Origin of the sequence: Deinococcus depolymerans, from assembly GCF_039522025.1 — a bacterium.
Lineage (GTDB): Bacteria > Deinococcota > Deinococci > Deinococcales > Deinococcaceae > Deinococcus > Deinococcus depolymerans.
This window is the reverse complement of record NZ_BAAADB010000001.1, coordinates 15,374-29,356: the sequence shown is the minus strand read 5'-3', so window position 1 is coordinate 29,356 and position 13,983 is coordinate 15,374. Positions and strand designations below refer to the sequence as shown.

Annotated in this window: 13 protein-coding genes; 6 read left to right on the top strand and 7 right to left on the bottom strand. The window is 72.0% G+C overall.

All coding sequences use genetic code 11. The annotated features are described in order from the left end of the window. The first annotated feature begins 447 nt into the window (after positions 1-447). The 3 genes from ABDZ66_RS00155 to ABDZ66_RS00145 all read left to right on the top strand — a co-directional run bounded on the left by ABDZ66_RS00155 (position 448) and on the right by ABDZ66_RS00145 (position 6,177). Positions 448-2,190 carry an ABC transporter substrate-binding protein gene (locus ABDZ66_RS00155; protein WP_343754743.1) on the top strand — a complete coding sequence of 581 codons (1,743 nt, stop codon included), beginning with the start codon at positions 448-450 and terminating at the stop codon, positions 2,188-2,190. Between the two features lie 293 nt (positions 2,191-2,483). Next, a complete protein-coding gene (locus ABDZ66_RS00150) occupies positions 2,484-3,170 on the top strand; it encodes a response regulator (protein ID WP_343754740.1) in 687 nt (228 codons plus the stop codon). Between the two features lie 37 nt (positions 3,171-3,207). Then, the gene (locus ABDZ66_RS00145; protein WP_343754738.1) at positions 3,208-6,177 is read left to right on the top strand and encodes a sensor histidine kinase; all 2,970 of its coding nucleotides are present in this window, start codon (positions 3,208-3,210) and stop codon (positions 6,175-6,177) included. Between the two features lie 7 nt (positions 6,178-6,184). Here the strand turns inward: ABDZ66_RS00145 and ABDZ66_RS00140 are convergent, their stop codons facing one another. From ABDZ66_RS00140 to ABDZ66_RS00130, 3 genes are read right to left on the bottom strand one after another with little or no spacing between them, the layout of a single operon-like run. Next, positions 6,185-6,616, bottom strand: coding sequence for a DUF6210 family protein (locus tag ABDZ66_RS00140; protein WP_343754735.1), 432 nt, complete (start codon positions 6,614-6,616; stop codon positions 6,185-6,187). A 2-nt stretch (positions 6,617-6,618) separates the two neighbouring features. After that, a complete protein-coding gene (locus ABDZ66_RS00135; protein ID WP_343754733.1) occupies positions 6,619-7,170 on the bottom strand; it encodes a VOC family protein in 552 nt (183 codons plus the stop codon). A 16-nt stretch (positions 7,171-7,186) separates the two neighbouring features. Then, positions 7,187-8,203: a YkoP family protein gene (locus ABDZ66_RS00130; RefSeq protein ID WP_343754731.1), complete on the bottom strand. Its 1,017-nt coding sequence runs from the start codon at positions 8,201-8,203 to the stop codon at positions 7,187-7,189. A 189-nt stretch (positions 8,204-8,392) separates the two neighbouring features. Here ABDZ66_RS00130 and ABDZ66_RS00125 point away from each other — a divergent pair, with 189 nt between their 5' ends. Beyond that, positions 8,393-9,574, top strand: a complete 1,182-nt coding sequence (locus ABDZ66_RS00125; protein WP_343754729.1) for a glycosyltransferase — start codon at positions 8,393-8,395, stop codon at positions 9,572-9,574. On the opposite strand, the gene ABDZ66_RS00120 is transcribed toward ABDZ66_RS00125, so the two are convergent. Then, on the bottom strand, positions 9,516-10,208 hold the full coding sequence (locus ABDZ66_RS00120) for a glycosyltransferase family 2 protein (protein WP_343754727.1): 693 nt from the start codon (positions 10,206-10,208) through the stop codon (positions 9,516-9,518). The genes ABDZ66_RS00125 and ABDZ66_RS00120 overlap by 59 nt on opposite strands. A gap of 74 nt (positions 10,209-10,282) precedes the next feature. Here ABDZ66_RS00120 and ABDZ66_RS00115 point away from each other — a divergent pair, with 74 nt between their 5' ends. Both ABDZ66_RS00115 and ABDZ66_RS00110 read left to right on the top strand, forming a co-directional pair. Continuing rightward, the gene (locus tag ABDZ66_RS00115; protein WP_343754725.1) at positions 10,283-11,497 is read left to right on the top strand and encodes an MFS transporter; all 1,215 of its coding nucleotides are present in this window, start codon (positions 10,283-10,285) and stop codon (positions 11,495-11,497) included. Next, positions 11,494-12,201 (top strand): polysaccharide deacetylase family protein, encoded by a 708-nt coding sequence (locus ABDZ66_RS00110; RefSeq protein WP_343754855.1) that lies wholly within the window; start codon positions 11,494-11,496, stop codon positions 12,199-12,201. The genes ABDZ66_RS00115 and ABDZ66_RS00110 overlap by 4 nt, the downstream gene beginning before the upstream one ends. 82 nt (positions 12,202-12,283) lie before the next feature. Here the strand turns inward: ABDZ66_RS00110 and recR are convergent, their stop codons facing one another. The 3 genes from recR to ABDZ66_RS00095 all read right to left on the bottom strand — a co-directional run bounded on the left by recR (position 12,284) and on the right by ABDZ66_RS00095 (position 13,932). Then, positions 12,284-12,892, bottom strand: a complete 609-nt coding sequence (gene recR / locus ABDZ66_RS00105) for a recombination mediator RecR (protein ID WP_343754723.1) — start codon at positions 12,890-12,892, stop codon at positions 12,284-12,286. A gap of 7 nt (positions 12,893-12,899) precedes the next feature. Then, positions 12,900-13,190, bottom strand: coding sequence for a YbaB/EbfC family nucleoid-associated protein (locus ABDZ66_RS00100; protein WP_343754721.1), 291 nt, complete (start codon positions 13,188-13,190; stop codon positions 12,900-12,902). A 64-nt stretch (positions 13,191-13,254) separates the two neighbouring features. Then, positions 13,255-13,932 carry an NUDIX hydrolase gene (locus ABDZ66_RS00095; protein WP_343754719.1) on the bottom strand — a complete coding sequence of 226 codons (678 nt, stop codon included), beginning with the start codon at positions 13,930-13,932 and terminating at the stop codon, positions 13,255-13,257. Positions 13,933-13,983: the final 51 nt, after the last annotated feature.

Sequence of the window (13,983 nt, the reverse complement as noted above, 5' to 3'; positions counted from 1 at the left end):
CGCTCGGATTGAACGGGCGTTGCAGCCCATTCAATCGGAGTCCGTATGAGGCGGCCTGCGGTCCGGTTCGGTCACGCACGGGAAGGGGGGGCTGTGGGCTCCCGTTCGTGCTGCCCCGCTCTCCGGGGCCGGATGAGGGGCGGGTGGGGCCGTGCGGGGGCGGGGGCGTTCCTGCTGCAGGGACAGTTCGCCGTGGCGGCGCTGTTCTGTATGGAGTACCTTCATCCTTCTGGCCGGGAACCCTCATTTGGAGTCCCTACGATGAGAATCCGTGACGACCTGCCCGGTTGCGCGCCTGACTTCACCTGCTTCCGCTGCGGCGGTCCCCGGCGCGTTGACCCCAGGGGCAGGGCAGAACACCCGGTCCAGACCTGTGGCGCCCGCACCCCTGCGCGGCGCTCCCTGAAGCACGTGCGCCCCAGCGGCGCGACCCGTAAGGAGAATCCGATGAACCGCAACAAGACCCTCGGCGCCCTGGCGCTCGCCACCCTGTCCCTGACCCTCGCCGCCTGCAGCAAGCAGGGCGGCGATACGAGCAGCACCCTGGTCATCCAGGAATCCTCCGACGTGCCCACCCTGGATCCCGGCACCACCTACGACACGGGCAGCGGGCAGATCGTCGAGAACCTGTACGAGACGCTGGTCGGGTACAAGGGCAACAGCCTGACCGAACTGGAACCCGTGCTGGCCACCGAATGGAAGGCCAACGACGCCGGCACCGAGTACCGCTTCACGCTGCGCGAAGGCGTGAAGTTCCACAGCGGCAACGACTTCGGCTGCAAGGACGCCGAGTACACCCTGCGCCGCAACCTCGTGACCAACACCGCCGACAGCGGGAACTGGTTCATCAGCGAGAGCCTGCTCGGCACGCCCTCCAACGCCAATGACGACAAGAGCGTCACGTGGCAGCGCATCACGGACGCCGTCAAGTGTGACGGCGAGGTGCTCGTCCTGAAACTCCCGAAGACCGACCCGGCGTTCCTGGCGAAGCTCGCGTACATCGGGCAGGGCATCGTGGACAGCAAGCACGCCATCGAGATCGGCGAGTGGGACGGCACCGAGGCCACCTGGAAGGCCGCTGTCGGCAAGGACCTGATGGGCAGCCCCCTGTCCGGGAAGCCCAGCGGGACCGGCGCGTACAAACTGGTCGGCAAGGACGCCACCAGCGTCAGCGTCACCGCCTTCGACGGTTACTGGGGGGAGCAGAAGCCCAGCATCAAGAACGTGATCGTCCAGAAGGTCCCCGAGCAGGCCGCGCGCGTGCAGGCCTTCCTGAAGGGCGACGCGGACTTCATCGAGGAGGGCGGCCGCCCCATCATCTCCGCGCAGCTGCAGGGCAAACCCGGCGTGAGCGTGCTTGACGACCTGCCCAACACCACCGCCTCGGGCTTCAGCATGAACCAGAACATCGCGGCCGGCGGCGCGCTCGGCAGCGGCAAACTCGACGGGCAGGGCATCCCCGCGAACTTCTTCAGTGACGCCGACGTGCGCCGCGGGTTCGTGGCGGCCTTCGACGTGCCCACCTACATCGAGCAGGTGCAGGACGGCAAGGGCGTGGCCCGCAACTTCCTGCTGCCCGACTCCTTCCCCGGCTACGACACGAACATCGACGCCGCCACCTTCGACCCGGAACTCGCCAAGGCCGCCTTCCAGCGCGCCTGGGGCGGTCAGGTCTGGGAGAAGGGCTTCACGGTCAGCATCTCCTACCGTGCCGGTGCCAAGACGCAGCAGACCGCCATGGAACTGCTGAAGAAGAACATCGAGGCGCTGAACCCCAAGTTCAAGGTGAATATCGTCGCCAAGGAATGGAGCGAGCTGATCAAGGCCACCAACGCGCCCAAGGAAGCCATGATCCTCTCGGCGTGGGCGCCCGACTACGCCGACCCCGACAACTTCGTCACGACCTTCTACGCCAGCACCGGCTACTACGGCCCGCGCCTGAATGCCAAGGACCCGGAACTGGACCGCCTGATCACCGAGGCGCGCGGCACGACCGACCAGGCCCGCCGTGACGAGCTGTACTCGCAGGTTGCCAAGCGCGCCCTGGATCAGGCGTACTACGTGATCATGCCCGCCTCCCCGAACGTGTTCACGTACCGTGACAACATCAAGGGCATCAGCGAGGAGACCTTCAACCCCATGATCGCCTTCTGGGGCGGCACCTACTGGAAGAACCTCAGCAAGAGCTGATACGGACTCGGATTGAATGGGATGCAAAGACCATTCAATCCGAGCGAATGCGACTCGGAGAGCTGCTGCGCAGAGTAGGAGAGAAACGGATTCCGGACGTGGAGTTGGCAGATCGGTGGTGTTCCGATCTGTCAACGAAATAAACGGAATCCGTATGAGGCCAGCGGGCCGCGCAGACGGGCGGCGCACGCGCAGACGGCAGGCGGGGATTCATTCCCCACCTGCCGTCTTTGCCGCCGGTGGCCGTCCGTTCCCGCCGCGCCGGTGGCCGCCCGCTGCACTATCCTGCGCGTATGCTTGACGCCGACACGCTGGAATCCGGGGCGACCGCGCCCATCACGCTGCTGCTGGTCGACGATCACCCGGTCGTGCGCAAGGGCACCCGCGAGCTGCTGGAGACCGAGGCGGACCTGCGGGTGGTGGGCGAGGCCGCCAGTGGCGAGGAGGCGATCGCCAGGGCCCGCGCCCTGAACCCGGACGTGATCCTGATGGACGTCAGCATGCCCGGCATGAACGGCATCGACGCCACGCGCGCCATCAAGGCCGAGCAGCCCGGCGTGGGCGTGCTGGTCCTGACCAGCTACGACGACGACGCGTACGTGTTCGCGCTGCTCGAGGCCGGCGCGGCCGGATACCTGCTGAAGAACGCCAGCGAGGACGACCTGCTGGGCGCTGTGCGGGCCGTCGCGGCCGGCGAGAGCGCCCTGCATCCCAGCGTGGCCCGCAAGGTCCTGGAACGCTTCAGCACGCACACCACCCCCACCCCGCCCGAGGACGACCTGTCCCCGCGTGAACTGGAGGTCCTGCGGGTCGCGGCGACCGGCCGCACCAACAAGGAGATCGCGCGGGACCTGGACATCAGCCCGCGCACCGTGCAGGTGCACCTGGCGAACATCTTCTCGAAGCTGGGTGTGGGCAGCCGCACCGAGGCGGTCCTGCACGGCATCAAGCGCGGCTGGATCGACCCGCAGAACCTCTGAGCCGCGCGTGCGCACAGCGGCGCCGGCAGGAGCGGACGTGAGCGGAACGGACCGCAGTGGCCCCGGCGGACACCACGCCCTGCCGCCGCTGCCGCCGGGACTGTCGGCCGCGGCGAGCGTGGCGCAGTTCGCGGCGATCCTGGCCGCGTATGCCTGCCGCGCCGCGCACGCGCATGGCGTGCGGGTCTGGATCCTGACGGACGGCCAGCCCCACCCGGTGGTGGAGGAGGGCCGCGGCCTGGCCCTCAGTGATGGCACGCTGGTCGCCCGCGCCCTGGACGCCGGGGTGCTGCTGACCGAGGGCATGCTCGCCGCGCTGCCCTTCGGGTGCGGCGCCCTGGAGTTCGTGGGCGCCGATCCGGCCGGCCTGCACGCCCTGGTGGGTGCCGGGCCGCTGCTGGCCCTGGCGGTCGAGGGCGTGCAGGCCCGCGAGGCCCGGCGCGGGCACGGCCGCATCGCGGAGACCGTCGAGGGCCTGATGCGCCGCCTGGGCGGCAGCCTGGACCTCGCGGAGGTGCTGACCGTCACCGCCCAGAGCGCCGCGCTGGCGCTGGGGTTCCGGCGGGCCTTCGTGGCGCTGTTCAGCGAGTTGCGTGACGGGGGCGCCCGTACGGGCGAGGTCTTCACGCACGGATTCACGCAGCCGTTCACGGGCGGGATCGGTGTGGGGCCCGTCACGTTCGAGACGCTGGTCCGGCGCGGCGAGGCCATCCGCTTCGAGCGGGGCCGGGACCACGAGTCGCCGCTGGCGCGCGGCCTGCGGGAACTGAGCCCGGAAACGGCCGTCATCGCGCCCCTCAACGCGCGCGGACAGGCGCTGGGCCTGCTGTACGTCGACACCAGCGAACCCGTCCCGGCCACCGAGGACGACGCGCGCATCGTGCTGGCCCTGGCCGAACAGGCGGCGCTCGCCATCGACAACGCCCGCCTGTACGGCATCGAGACCCGCAAACGCGCGGCGGCCGAGGCGCTGCGCGAGGCCGGGGCGGCGCTGGCCGGCAGCCTGCACCTCAGCGAGACGCTGCAGCAGGTGCTCGAACGGGCCGCGACCCTGTTCCACGCGGACGCCGCCGCCGTGTACGAGACGCAGCCGGACGGCCGCAGCATCAACATCCGCTCGGCGGTCGGTCTGCCCAGCGAGTACATGCTGCGCGTCCGCGCGAAGGTCGGCGTGGGCGTCACGGGGCGCGCGGTCGCCCAGGGCGCGCTGGTCGCAGCCCGCGACCTGACCGCCGAGGATTACGGTGGCAGCAGCCGTTACGCCCGCCAGCTGCTGGCGAACGGCACGTACCCTTACCGGGGCGTGGTGAGCCTGCCCCTGCGGGTCGGGCCGACCGTGTTCGGCGCCCTGACCCTGTACTGGGCGGCGCCGCTGCCGCTGGACAGCGACGACCTGGCGCTGGCGGGCGTGTTCGCCTCGCAGGCCGGTCTCGCCATCGAGAACGCCCGCCTGTACGAGGAAGAGCAGCTGCGGGAACGGGAGGCCGGAGCGCTGCTGGCCGTCAGCCGCGTCCTGAGCGACCGCGCGGACGGCGGAAGCGGCCCGGTCAGCGACGAGGCGCTGCGCGAGGCGGTCCGGGAGGCCACCCTGGCCCTGCACGCCGGGCGCGGCCTGCTGGCCCTGTTCGCCGGGAACGAGGGCCGGCCGCCCGGCAGCGGACCGGGAACGGTGAACCGCTGCGCGGCGTACAACCTGCACGCGCCGCACCCGCAGGAACTCGCGGACCTGGCCGCGCAGCTCGGGCGCGGCCCCCGCCCCCTGACCCGCAAACACACCCTGCCCGTGGCGGGCAGCGGCCTGATCGTGCCGCTGGTCGGCGCGCAGTCCGACGCGGGCGCCCCGCTGGGCTTCCTGTACTTCGACGATCCGGGCCCGGACCTGCCGGGCGCGCGGACCCTGCAGTTCGCGCGCAGCCTCGCGGATCAGGTCGCGCAGACCCTCACCCGCGAGCGTCTGCTGGCCGCCCTGGAACGCGAGGAGGCCCGCTACCGGCAGCTGGCCGAGGGAGCCCACGACCTGATCATCAGCACCGACGCGCAGGGCCGCGTGGAGTACGCCAACCCCGCCGCCCGCACGCTGCTCGAACCGCTGACCGGTCCCCTGACCGGCGCGAACTTCCTGACCCTCCCCACCCGCGACACGCAGGCGGCGCTGCAGGCCGCGTGGACGGCGGCGCAGGGCAACGCCAGCGGCAGCCGCGCCGAGGTCCGCATCGGCCCGTACCACCTGGAGGTGCGGCTGGGCAGCGTGGACCACGGGCGGGGCGTGCTGACCGTCAGCCGCGACCTGAGCGAACTGCAGACCCTCGCCGACGAGATCGCCCGGCGCGGTCAGGCGCTGGAGGCCGCCACCAGCCGCCAGAGCGAACTGCGCAGCTTCCTGACCCTGTTCACGCAGGCGCAGGAGGAGGAACGCCGCCGCATCAGCCGCGAACTGCACGACGACACCGCGCAGGTCCTGACCGCCACCACCCGCCGCGTGGCGAGACTGGCCCGCGACCTGAGCGGCGAGCAGAAAGCCCGCGCGGACGACATCCTGCTCGACCTGAACGCCGCCATCGACGGCGTGCGCCGCTTCGCGCGGAACCTGCGGCCCAGCGTCCTGGACGACCTGGGCCTGCTCCCGGCCCTGGAGTGGCTGGCCACGCAGGCCGCCACCGCCACCCGCCTGGAGGTCAGCGGGGCCGAGCGCCGCCTGAGCCCCGCCACGGAACTCACGGTGTTCCGGCTGGCGCAGGAGGCCCTGAACAACGTCGACAAGCACGCCCAGGCGCACACGGCCGCCATCCGCGTGGCGTTCGGGGAGCCCGGTCAGGGCGGGGGCGTGCGGGTGGTCATCCGGGACGACGGCCGGGGGTTCACGCCCGAACAGGCGCACGCGCAGGCCCAGGCCGGACACCTGGGCCTGCTGGGCCTGCGCGAACGCGTGACCCTGGCCGGCGGCACCCTGGCCGTGCAGAGCGCCCCCGGCGAGGGCACCACCCTGACCTTCACCCTGCCGGGTTAACCGAAGGTCAGTCGCAGTTCTGATGGGTCAGGATGCCCGGGCCGTAGGCCGTATCTACCGGAATCCAGCCTTCGGTCAACTCTTCAAGCCGGTCTCTGTCCAGTGTTAGCACGGCGGGCGTGTCGTGCTCCCGACTGGTGTGCCACAGGGGAACGCAGCTGATGATCTGGGCCAGTTCGTCGAGATGGGAGGCTGGCCATGGACACTCCAGTCCATCGGGAGGAGAGCCGTGGTACCGGTCGAAAAAGGCTGTGAGTGCTTCCAGATGTGACGGATGGAAGTTCGGAACGGCGAATCCCTCCACCGCTCGTTCCTCGTTCCGCATACCGCCCACCTGCGAGGCGTACATGACTCCAGTCGGAGTCTGCACGATGACTACGATGCCCGCGCCCTGCGTGCCGTCCGGGTCAAGAAAGACGTAGGCGTGTTCCTGTCCCATGCTCAGCGGCGCAGCAGTTCCTCGATGGCGTCCGCGAGGTGTTCGGGGCCCAGGTGGGCGTCGCCGCGTGCCACGCGCAGTTCGTAGGCCCGGCGCAGCACGTCCGCGTCCCGGAAGCCTTCGGGCGTCTCGAACTTGTAGCAGGCCAGTTCGACCTTCATGCCGTTCGGGTCGCGGAAGTACAGGGAGTCCATGAAGCCCCGGTCGCGTTCCAGCACCTCGATGCCGCGTGCGCGCAGCCGCGCGGGGGCCAGCTGGAAGGTCGCGCGGGACACGTTGAACGCGAGGTGTTCGACCGTCCCCGGTTCGCGCGGCGCGTCCCGCCCGGCGTCCACGCGGTTCTCGTCGGTGAACACCGTCAGCAGGCGGCCGTCGCCGGGATCGAAGTACAGGTGGTTCTCGGCCGGGTTGCCCAGGTTGGGTTGCTCGAACACGAACGGCATGCCCAGCACGCCCTCCCAGAAGTCCAGGGCGCTCTGGCGGGTGGACCCGACGATGGTGACGTGGTGAAGGCCCTGCACCTGCACCCTGCGGCTCACGACGTTGTGGCTCATGCCCCAGGGTACGGGATCAGCCGTAGCGGCGCAGGAACTCCTCGCGCGGCATCCAGGCCATGCGCGGCGTGCCCTCGCTGGGGCTTCTGGTCGTGCCGTACGCGGCGCGCAGCAGCCGGAACCCCAGGCCGTACCAGCGGGCCCGCAGGGGCGGCAGGTCCAGCAGCGTGAAGCCCGCCTGCGCCAGCGGCGCGTGGAACAGCGTGACCGCGAAGACCGCCTGCGCTCCGGTCAGTTCCGGACGTTCCTGCAGGGCGCGTCCCACATCCCGCAGGCTGCGCTGGTACGCCCGGTACGCGCTCAGCGCCCCGCGGGACGCCAGCCCCACCACCCGCTGCGAGTGCAGGTGCAGTTCAGCGGTGGGCGTCCCGGGCGGCAGGGGCAGGGGCGGCGGCGCGTGGTTCAGGGGCGCGACCCGCATCACCCCGTCGGCCCGCTGCGAGAGGTCGATCATGCCCTGCGACCGCGCGTACCGGTCCTCGACCACCCGCACGTACAGGGCGGTGAACAGGTCGCGTGGCCGCCCGGGACGCCGTTCGGGCAGGTCCCGCAGCGGCACCGGGCGGTATCCGAGCGCCCGCCACGTCGGCAGGCCCGCCGCCAGCTCATTCACGGGCACGCGCAGCAGGCCGCCGGGCCGGGGCGACGGGTCCTGCGCGGGGGCCACTGGCGGCAGCCCCCGCGCCTGCAGGTCGCGCAGCTGCCGCCAGTGGCGCGGGGTGTCCCAGGTCGTGACGGCCTGTCCGGCGGCGGCTTCCAGCAGGGGCAGGCCTGCCGGGTCGCCCTGCCCGGCGAGTTCGTGCCCGGCCTGCGTGGCGGCCCGCAGGCCGGCCGGGTCCAGGCGGGCCAGGGCCGGGGGGACCAGCAGGGTGGCCGGGGTCCCGGTCAGCGCCGACAGGGCCGCGCGCAGCTGCGTGGCGTCCGCGACCGGCACCAGCAGGGCCACCTGCGGCGTGCCGGGGTGTCCGCCGTGCCACGCGCCGCCCACTCCGGCCCGCAGGGCCGCGCGCATCATGAAGGTTCGTGCGTTCACTCCCGGACTGTAGCGCCCCGCACCGGCACGGTCGCCCTGCCGGCCGGCTGCGGGGGGACGGCCGGCGCACGAGAAGAAATATGGGGACACTCTCATCTCCGGCGTCGTATGCTCGGGAGTAGCGATGCTTCAGGATTCCTTAAACTTTCACGGGTTCCGGACAGCGGAACGCCGTCGCGGCGGCCCGGCATGAAACCGCTCCGCATCGGCCTGTTCACCGATACCTTCCTGCCCGACCAGAACGGCATCGTGACCAGCGTCGCGCTGCTCAGTGACGAACTGCGCGCCCAGGGCCATCACGTCGACGTCGTCGCCCCTGACTTCCCCGAGCACGTGGATACCCGCACGGACGTCGTGCGCGTGGACAGCCTGCGCTACGTCTTCCTGCCCACCTACCGCCTCGCGTGGCCCACCCGCAAGGACTTCCACCAGAAGTACGACGTGGTGCACACCCACACGCCCCTGACGCTGGGCCTCGCGGGCGCGCGGCTGGCCCGCAAGTGGAACGTGCCGCACGTCGCCACGTACCACACGCACATCGAGGCGTACACGCATTACGTGCCGGGCGTCACGGCCCTGCAGCGCCACACCGGGGTCGTCACGCGCGTCATGAGCCTGCTGTACGGCCGCGCGGACGCCGTCATCACGCCCACCGCCGGCATGATGGACGTCCTGCGCGCCATGCGCGTGCGCCACCCGGTCGTGATTCCCACCAGCATCGACCCCCGCGCCCTGGAAGCCGCGCCTGCCGTCGCCAGCCCCTGGCCGGCCGGGAAACGCCGCCTGCTGAGCGTGGGCCGACTTGCCCGCGAGAAACGCTTCGATCACGTGCTCGACGCCCTGATCGGCCTGCCCGACGCGCACCTCGTGATGCTGGGCGAGGGGCCGGAACGCGACCACCTGGAAGCGCACGCCGCCCGGATCGGCGTGGCGGACCGCGTGACCTTCCTGGGCGTGCGCCCCTGGGCCGAGATCGGCGCGTACTACCGCCTCGCGGAACTGTTCCTGTTCGCCAGCGACACCGAGACGCAGGGCCTGGTGTTGCAGGAGGCGCAGCTGATGGGCGTGCCGGTCGTCGCGGTCGGCGCGCGCGGCACCCTCAGCGGCGTCGCGCATGAACGCAGCGGGTACCTCGTGGCGCCCGCCGACGTGAACGCCCTGACCCGCCACGCCCGCGACATCCTGGACGACCCGGCCCTGTGGGCGCGGCTGTCGGCCGGGGCGCGCAGCTTCGGGGCGTCCACCACCCCGGCCGGCGTGGCGCGGCAGGTGCTGGACGTCTACGCCGCCGTGCTGGGCATGCCGCGCGAGGTCACCTTTCCGGGGGAAGCCGGGGCTCATCCCCGAAATACCCTCGCGTATGACCAGTGATGTTGCGCAGGTGCTGCCACAGGAACGGCCCCACGCCCCGTTCCAGGCGGCGCGCGCTGGTCTCCACCAGCGCGCCCGGCACGTACGCGACCTCGCCCAGCCGCGCGAGCGCCTGCCCGAGGATCACGTCCTCGTAGGCTTCCACGTCCGCGTACCCGCCGGCCAGCAGCGCCGCCTCCCGCGAGTACGCCATGTTCGCGCCCGCCAGGTTCGGTTTTCCCACGAGCCGGCAGGCGTGCAGGAACGCGCTGTACCCCGCGCCCGACAGCCGCGACCAGTGCGGCGCGACCCCGCAAAAGCGCATGGGGCCGTACAGCGCCGCGCGGCCCGGCGCGGCCTCACTGAGCGTTTCAAGCCACTGCGGACTGGGCAGCGAGTCCGCGTCGGTCGTCGCGACCCACTCGCTGCGGGCGGCCTCCAGACCCATCTGACGGGTGCGGGCCACGCCCGGCTGCTCGCAGCGCAGCACGGTGGCGCCCCAGGCCCGCGCGGCCTCCACCGTGCCGTCCTGGCTGCCGTTGTCCACGACGATCACCTCGTCCGGCGCTTTCCGCTGCGCCTCGAGGGCACGCAGGGTCAGGGGCAGGTAGACCTCCTCATTACGGGCGGGAATGACAACGGTGAAGCCGGGCACGGGCACAGGCTATCAGGCCCCGCTCCCGCGCGCCGGCCCCCCCCGCGGCCCGCAGGCCTCAGAATGGAAGGGTTGTGACCCTCCGAGCCCGCCTGCCCCTCCGACCCGGCACCCTGCGCGCCGTGATCGCCGCGACGTTCTCGCTCGCCTGCGCCGAACTGATCCGTTCGGGCCTGTACCTGTCGTACCTGGGGCAGAGCGTGCAGGCGCAGGACACGCTGGGCATCGCGCCGTCCGTGGTGGGGTTCGCCTGGGCGCTGCACGTCGGCGCGGACACCGTCATGCGCGGCCCGGCCGGGCTGCTGATCGCCCGCTACGGCCTGCGCCCGGTCATGATCGCCGGCGCCCTGCTGAGCCTGATCGCCATGAGCCTGCTGCTGGTCGCGCACGCCGGCTGGGTCCTGCTGCTCGCCGCGGCCCTGCACGGCGTGGGCTTCAGCACCTCCTGGCCCGGCGCGATGAACCTGACGGCCGACTCCACCCCGGACGGCGCGCAGGGCCGCGCCCTGACGGCCGTGTCCATGTCGGTCCTGCCGTTCATCGGCCTGGGGTACTTCCTGTTCGGGTTCCTGCGGGACTTCCCGGTGCAGACCACGTTCCTGCTGTGCCTGGGGGTGGTGGGCGTCTCGCTGCTCAGCGCGTTCCTGCTGCCGGCCCACGCCGTGCGCGGCCCCGCCCGCACCCGCCCGGAACGCGGCGAGCGGCGCGACATGCTGCGCCGGCTGCAACCCCTGCTGCCCGCCGCGATCATGCAGACCGTCACCCTGTCCCTGTTCGGGCAGGTGCTGTTCAAGCTCACGGACGTCCTGAACCTCCCGTACTGGACCATGATCGCCGTGCTGGTCACGGGCGCCCTCGTCGCGTTCGGCAGCCTGCCCGTCGTGGGCCGCGTCGCGGACCGCGGCCGCGCCCTGCTGACCCTGACGGCCGGTTTCGCCCTGATCGGCCTGGGCATGGGCGGCATCGCGGCGCTGCCGCCCACCTGGGCGCTGTTCCCGCTGGCCGCGCTGGTCGGCCTGGGCTTCGCCGGCGTGCAGCCCGGCTGGGGGGCGCTGGTCACCCGCACGCTGCCGGAAGCGCAGCGTCCCGCCGCGTGGGGGTTCCTGATGACCCTGGAGAACATCGGCACGGCCGTCGGCCCGCTGCTGGGCACCCTGGCCTTCGCGCAGTTCGGGGCGCGCGGCCCCTTCGGACTGGGCGCCGCGCTGGCCCTGCTGGCCGCCGCGTTCTACCTGCTGTTCCGCCGCGCGTTCCCGCCGGTGCCGACGCCCGCGGCGGGGGACTCCTGAACCGCCGGTCCCGGCTGGCCGGGGCGGGGCTGGCGCTGCTCGTCCTGACGGACCTGCTCGGCCGCGCCGCCGGGCTGGGCGCCCTGGGCGCCGGTTCCCGCCACCTGCCGCGCGTCGCCCTGACCTTCGACGACGGCCCCGGCCCCCGCACCCCCGCGCTGCTGGCCGTCCTGGCCGCCCACGGCGCGGCCGCCACGTTCTTCGTGACGGCGCCCGCCTGCCACGCCCACCCCGAGGCGCTGCGGGCCCTGCACGCGGCCGGGCATCAGGTCGAGGCGCACGGCCGCTGGCACCGCCACGCCCTGCTGCTGCCCCCCTGGCGGGAGTGGGCGCAGGTCGCGTGGCACCCCCGCGCCGGTCAGGGCGGCCCGCACCTGTACCGCCCCCCCTACGGCGGCCACAGCCCCCTGACCCGCCTGCTCGCCCGCCTGCACGGCCGCCAGATCGCCCTGTGGGACGTGGAGAGCCGCGACTGGACCGACCGGCCCGCCAGGGAACTGGCGGCGCAGACCCTGGCCCGCACCCGACCCGGCAGCGTGATCCTGCTGCACGACGGCCCACAGGTCACGCCCGAACTGCTGGACGCCCTGCTGACCGGCCTGCGCGAGCGCGGCCTGAGTCCCGTCACCCTGAACGCCCTGCGCCCCCACCGCATCGGCCTGCGAGAAGGCTGGACGCGACTGCGCGGCAGTTACGGAGGGTAAGAGGGCAGCGGAGCGCAGGAAGCCGGCAGTGGGAACAGAAAAAATCCCTCTCCGTTGGGGAGAGGGTTGGGTGAGGGGTCTGTCAGCTGACCGGGGGTTTGCTGACGCGTTGACGGCCCGCCAGGGCGCGGCCCAGCGTGACCTCGTCGGCGTATTCGAGTGCGCCGCCGACCGGGAGGCCGTACGCGATGCGGCTCACGACGGCGCCCAGCGGTTCGAGCAGGCGCTGGAGGTACAGCGCGGTCGCGTCACCCTCGACGGTCGTGCCGGTCGCCAGGATGACCTCCTGCCCCGCCTGCACGCGCGGCAGCAGCGGGCGGATGTGCAGTTTGTCCGGCCCGACGCCGTTCATGGGGCTCAGGACGCCGTGCAGCACGTGGTACAGGCCACGGTACTCGCCGCTGCGTTCGATGGCGATCACGTCGCCGGGTTCCTCGACCACGCAGATCAGCGCCTGGTCGCGGGTCGGGTCGCTGCACACGTCGCAGCGGTCGGCGTCCGTGATGTTGAAGCACACGGGGCAGGTGTGCAGGTCCCGCTTGGCTTCCAGCAGCGCCCGCGAGAGCCGCTCGATGTCCTCGCGCGGCTGCTCAAACAGGTGGAACGCCAGCCGCTGCGCGCTCTTGGGGCCGATGCCCGGCAGGCGCGACAGTTCCCGGATCAGTGAGACCAGCGATGGAGGGTACTTCAAGCGAGCCTCAGAATCCGGGGATGCCCAGGCCGCGCGTGGCGTCCTGCTGCAGGGCGTCGGCCTTGGCACTGGCGTCCTGCACGGCCACCAGGATCAGGTCTTCCAGGGCTTCCACGTCGTCCGGGTCCACGGCCTCGGGCTTGATCTTCAGGGCCGTGACCTTCCCGTGCCCGTTCATGGTGACGGTCACCAGGCCGCTGGCGCTGCCTTCCACGCTCTTGGCGGCCAGGTCGTCCTGGATCTTCGCGGCGGCGGCCTGCGCCTGCTGCATCTGCTTCATGAGTTTCTTCATGTCCATGCCACGCAGTCTAGCGGGCCAGGGCGGGGCAGAAGGTGGCGCGCGGCCCCGACCGGCGCGGCAGCTACAGGGCGGGCGTGCGGGTGCCCTTGGCGCGGCGGTACAGTTGCGCGGGGCGGCCCACGCCGCTGCGGCGCTCACCGCTGACCGCCAGCGTGCCCTGCGACAGCAGCCGCTTACGGAAGTTGCGTTTGTCCAGTTTGCGGTTCAGGATCGCCTCGAACACGCCCTGCAGCTCGGGCAGCGTGAAGGTGTCGGGCAGGAATTCCAGCGCCAGGTTCGCGTACTCCAGGCGCAGTTGCAGCCGGGCCAGGGCGCGGTCCAGGATCGCCTGGTGGTCGAAGGCGAGGCGGGGCGGGTGGTGCGCGCTGACCCACTCGGCGCCCAGGGTGTGCCCGCCGCCGCTGACGCTGACGGTGCCGTGCGGCAGGACCGCGAGGTGCGCGACGCTGACGATCCGGCCGCGCGGGTCGCGGTTGACCTCCCCGAAGGTGAAGAACTGTTCGAGGTGTCGGGGTTCGAGTTCCACGCTGGTCTCGGTGCGCAGTTCGCGCAGGGCGGCCTCGTGCAGTTCCTCGCCGGGGTGGACGAAGCCGCCGGGCAGCGCCCAGTCGCGCGCGTGCGGCAGTTCGCCGCGCTGCACCAGCAGCACCATCAGTTCCCCGGCGTGCATGGCGAAGGCGGCGACGTCCACCGCGAGGCCGACCTGGGTGGCCTGCGGGGGAAGGGCGAGGCGGTTCATCCCTGAATGCTAGGGTTTGTGTCCCTGGTACGTCAAGGATAAGTGTCCGTC

Bases quoted from the DNA above. Each gene is read 5' to 3' on its own strand.
- ABDZ66_RS00155 (WP_343754743.1), top strand. From the start codon at position 448: ATGAACCGCAACAAGACCCTCGGCGCCCTGGCGCTCGCCACCCTGTCC.
- ABDZ66_RS00150 (WP_343754740.1), top strand. From the start codon at position 2,484: ATGCTTGACGCCGACACGCTGGAATCCGGGGCGACCGCGCCCATCACG.
- ABDZ66_RS00140 (WP_343754735.1), bottom strand. From the start codon at position 6,616: ATGGGACAGGAACACGCCTACGTCTTTCTTGACCCGGACGGCACGCAG.
- ABDZ66_RS00135 (WP_343754733.1), bottom strand. From the start codon at position 7,170: ATGAGCCACAACGTCGTGAGCCGCAGGGTGCAGGTGCAGGGCCTTCAC.
- ABDZ66_RS00125 (WP_343754729.1), top strand. From the start codon at position 8,393: ATGAAACCGCTCCGCATCGGCCTGTTCACCGATACCTTCCTGCCCGAC.
- ABDZ66_RS00100 (WP_343754721.1), bottom strand. From the start codon at position 13,190: ATGGACATGAAGAAACTCATGAAGCAGATGCAGCAGGCGCAGGCCGCC.
- ABDZ66_RS00095 (WP_343754719.1), bottom strand. From the start codon at position 13,932: ATGAACCGCCTCGCCCTTCCCCCGCAGGCCACCCAGGTCGGCCTCGCG.